We start from the raw sequence: 3,878 nt of genomic DNA, 5'->3' as shown, positions 1-3,878 counted from the left end.
GTTGCAATGGATAACCTTCAGACACTAGCCACGTGACCTGCGGAAACGCGGAGATCCGTCACGGCAGCCGGGCAGGACCCCCAGAGAAACGCCGGCATGAGACCCTCGGCTACGTTCCACCAGCCGAGTACGAGGCCGCCCTCACTGGCGCCCCACACCCTGCGAGCCAGCAATCCCCGGCCCTCGCAACCAAGTAGGAACCAAAACCTGGGGTACTTCATCGGCTCCGTCGGTGATGCGCTGGACAAGGGCTTGGCTTCATAGTGCACCTCCTGTAGTGGGTTAGGTTAGAACTCGTTTTCTCAATGGGCTGCCTTGTCGAACGGTGAGGCGTGGATCACCCGTAATCGCTGGTTCGTAGAGCCGTTCGTTTTTGTCGTTTGCCTTGTGGGAGTTGAGGATTCCGGCTTTGGTCCAGCTCTTGACGGTACTGGGGTGCACTCCGAGGCGCTGCGCGAGTTCGGTTGTGGTGAGCAGGCCTTGGGCGCGCAGCCGGTCGGCGTGGCTAGGGAGATGATACTTGCGGCGAACGTGCACGACGATGCTGGCGGTGAATGGTTTGTTCTCGCCGGAGCGGTGACCGGCGGCGTTGAGGGCGTCGGCGGTCTGGGCGTCGGTGTGGGTGTCGAGGAGCCGGTCGAGCTCGGCGACGGTGTCCTTGTGGGTTTGACGGGCTTGCCAGGATGTGGGTGGGATCGCGACGACGAGGCTGTGGGTTTGCCCGCCGCGGAAGCGGACGTGCAGGTGGATGCGGTCGGTCTTGTGCAGGGTGACGTCGTCGACCAGCAGGCGAACCATGCGTTTGCGGTCGCGCTGGGCGGTGTTTGGGTTGGACCAGAGTGCGGGGAAATCTGTTGCCAGGGAATGGATTCGGTTCTTCAGCTCGTCGGTGAGGGTGGCTGTGCCGGCGGCGCTGGCGCGGTCGTAGTCTTCGCGCGCGGTCTGCAGGGCCCGCAGCGCGTCGTTCCAGTCGGCTTCCAGACTGTCGGCGACGAGCCGGTTGTCGGGGTCGACGGCCAGGTAGCGGCGCCGCGCCAGGTCGGCGCGGTGGCGGGCACGCTCGACGTGCCCGCGGCGCAGTGCGTCGGCTTCGGCGGCGCGGGTGTCGAGTTCGGCCTGCACGGTCAGCGCGACCTCGAGCGCGTGCGGGGTGAGGGTGCCCAGCAGCAGGTTGGCGACGGCGTCGTCGACGGTGCCGCCGGGGATGGTTTGGCAGCGTTGCCCACCGTCTTGGATGCAGCGGTTCATGCATTGGTAGTCGGGGACTTCGACGCCGCGGCGGGTGTGGTAGCGCACCGTCATCCGGCGTCCGCAGCGCCCGCAGATGGCCAGGCCCTGCAGCAGCGCGGTGCCCTCGCGGGCGGGGCCGGGGGCGCGGTCTTCGCCGTACGCGGTGGCGTTGCCCAGTAGCAGCTTTTGGTTGCTCTCGTAGGTGTCCCAGTTGATGTAGCCGGGGTGGGCGTCGTGGATCAGCGCGATCCATTGCTCGCGCGGTACGAGCTGGTAGCTCTTCTTGCCGGTGCCGGTGAGGCGTTCGCGACGGCGGCCGTAGGCGAACGCGCCGGCGTAGCGGGGGTTGTGCAGGGTGCGCAGCACCCGCCAGTGCTGCAGCGGCATCCAGGCCAGCTCGCCCTTGTGCGCCCCGGTGCGCACCCGCACCGGGAATAGCAGCTTATCGGCGTTGAATTGCTGCACAGTCGCGCGCGCCGAGCCGGTGCGGGCGAACAGCGCGAACAGGTGCCGGATGGCTTGTTGCACACCGGTATCCGGGTCGAGCATCACCTTGCCGGTGGGATCGTAGATCAAGCCGACGGGCAGGCCCATCTGCAGTTCGCCGCGGCGGGCCTTGGACAGCTGCCCGCCGATGAGCCGGGCTCGGATGAAGTGCAGTTCGGCCTCGCTCATGGTGCCCTTCAGGCCGAGCAGCAGCCGGTCGTTGAAGTCGGTCGAGTCATACAGGCCGTCCTCGTCGCAGATCAGCGTGGACGACATGGCGCAGATCTCCAGCAGCCGGTGCCAGTCGGCGTTGTTGCGGGCCAGCCGCGACACCTCCAGGCCCAACACGATCCCGGCTCGGCCCATACTGACCTCGGCGACCAGACGCTGGAAACCTTCCCGGTCGGCGGCGCTGGCGCCGGACTGGCCTTGATCGGTGTCGATGGTGACGATCCGCTCAGCTTCCCAACCCAGAGTGATCGCCTTCTGCCGCAACGTATATTGACGCGCGGCGGACTCGGTGTTGGTCAGTACTTGCCGCTGTGTCGACTGGCGCACGTACAGGTAGGCGGTGCGGGCCAGGTGCGCGCTGGTCACCTTCGCCGCGGTCTGCTCACTCATGCCCGCTCACCCCTGTGTGGCGACGGCCAGCGCCATCGAGGCCAGCAGCCCGACCAACTCGGCGTCCACCCCGCCACCGGCGGGCTGGGCCGAGCGGGCGGGCGTCGGCGGCGGGTGGGTCGCGGTGGGCGCCTGGTGCACCCGCAGCCACGCGGCGACTCCGCGCTGCTGCAACACCCCCAGCCCCAGCCGCCATCCTTCGGTGTCACCGCAGAGCGCCTGGGCTCGCAGCCGCTCATAGCCGTCGACGAAGTCGGATCGTTCGCCAGCCGGATCGTCGATATCATTGTGCGCCTCCACTTTTGGAATTTTCAGCGCGGGCCAGGGCCCGCTCCACCGATCGCGGGTGCACCCTGATCGCGAATTTGGCCGCGATCGCATCAGCCAGATCCGCCGATCCCAGCCCAGGATCCTGCTCACGCAGCCGCTGCGTGTAGGCGATGACCTCGTCGGTGAGCTTGTGCGCGCGCCGCGGGCCGGGTTTGGCCGGCACCAGCCCGCCCAGCCCGTCACGGTCCACCGCGGCGGCGGCCTCGTAGAACGACGGCCGGGACAACCCGAACGCGGCCGCGGTCTGCGTGACCGGGGCACCGTCGACCCGTACCCGGCGCACCATCTCGTATTTGACCTGCACCAGATCGCGTTCATCGAGGAACTCCGAGGACGCGAACTGTTCGTCACCCACCGCCTGCGGGTGGGGATTCAGCGTCCGCGTCTCGGCCAGCGCCGCCTCCTTCGCATCCGGCTTCCGCTTGCGCATCACAACCACCTCCAACTTGATGTAAACGTAATTATGCCGCTCAAGGCTGATGATCCAGACCTTCGACACGCCCAGACTATCGCGAAATCACAGCTATGTAACTCACTAACGTCAACCATTGCACTGACGCAATCGCTGCGCTGATGACAGCGACGGCATAATCGGCTTAACATTAGCGGCATAATCATGTTTACAGTCGTTCAGTCGGATACCCCGTCGATCAACCGCCGCAGTTCGACCAGATCGGCGAACCGGAACGGCGACCGGCCCGCGGCCATCGTGACGAACGCATCGGGGTCGGCGGCGTCCGTCCAACCCACTGGCAGCGAGAACTGCCGCGCGTCCCCATCCACGAAGAACACCCGATCCTCTGACCAAGTCTGTCGCACGGCGAGGAACACGAACTCCCGACCGGACCACGGATGGAATGGATGCGTCACCCGGACAGTTCGCTGATCACCAACCGAATCAAGCGCAGTTGACGACGCAGGACAACGCCTTGGTCGAGACCACCGTCGGGTCGTTCAAGAACGAGGTCATCCGTCGGCAAGGCCCCTGGCGCGACGTCAACCAGGTCGAGCTGGCCACCGCCGAATGGGTGCAGTGGTTCAACACCGAGCGGCCCCACGACGACCTCGACGACTTCACCCCAGAGGCCGTGGAGAAGCTCCACTACGATCACAAATGAGAGAAATTGTCAATACCTGTGGATCGGGGTGTTTCAGGCGACCTCCGTTCCGGTGCTCTCGTCACCGTTTGAAGGCGGTGTTGGTGGGGTGAT

Annotated in this window: 4 protein-coding genes and 1 pseudogene; 1 reads left to right on the top strand and 4 read right to left on the bottom strand. The window is 66.1% G+C overall.

The window, feature by feature from the left end:
- Positions 1–282: 282 nt before the first annotated feature.
- The 4 genes from RMCN_RS22115 to RMCN_RS22100 form a co-directional block, all read right to left on the bottom strand.
- Positions 283–2,337: a recombinase family protein gene (locus RMCN_RS22115; RefSeq protein ID WP_067393748.1), complete on the bottom strand. Its 2,055-nt coding sequence runs from the start codon at positions 2,335–2,337 to the stop codon at positions 283–285.
- A gap of 6 nt (positions 2,338–2,343) precedes the next feature.
- Entirely contained in the window at positions 2,344–2,637 is a 294-nt protein-coding gene (locus RMCN_RS22110) for a hypothetical protein (RefSeq protein ID WP_067393745.1), read from the bottom strand.
- Positions 2,621–3,097 (bottom strand): helix-turn-helix domain-containing protein, encoded by a 477-nt coding sequence (locus tag RMCN_RS22105; RefSeq protein WP_067393750.1) that lies wholly within the window; start codon positions 3,095–3,097, stop codon positions 2,621–2,623. The genes RMCN_RS22110 and RMCN_RS22105 overlap by 17 nt, the downstream gene beginning before the upstream one ends.
- Before the next feature lie 200 nt (positions 3,098–3,297).
- Entirely contained in the window at positions 3,298–3,486 is a 189-nt protein-coding gene (locus RMCN_RS22100; protein WP_409366066.1) for a DUF5372 family protein, read from the bottom strand.
- A 35-nt stretch (positions 3,487–3,521) separates the two neighbouring features.
- Between RMCN_RS22100 and RMCN_RS22095 the strand changes: the two are divergent.
- Positions 3,522–3,785 (top strand): annotated as a pseudogene (locus RMCN_RS22095) (integrase core domain-containing protein); the annotation flags it as partial.
- Positions 3,786–3,878 lie beyond the last annotated feature (93 nt).

The sequence above is a fragment of the Mycolicibacterium novocastrense genome, from assembly GCF_001570485.1.
GTDB lineage: Bacteria > Actinomycetota > Actinomycetes > Mycobacteriales > Mycobacteriaceae > Mycobacterium > Mycobacterium novocastrense.
The sequence above is the reverse complement of the archived record's forward strand: the minus strand, read 5'-3'. Positions and strand labels throughout refer to the sequence as shown.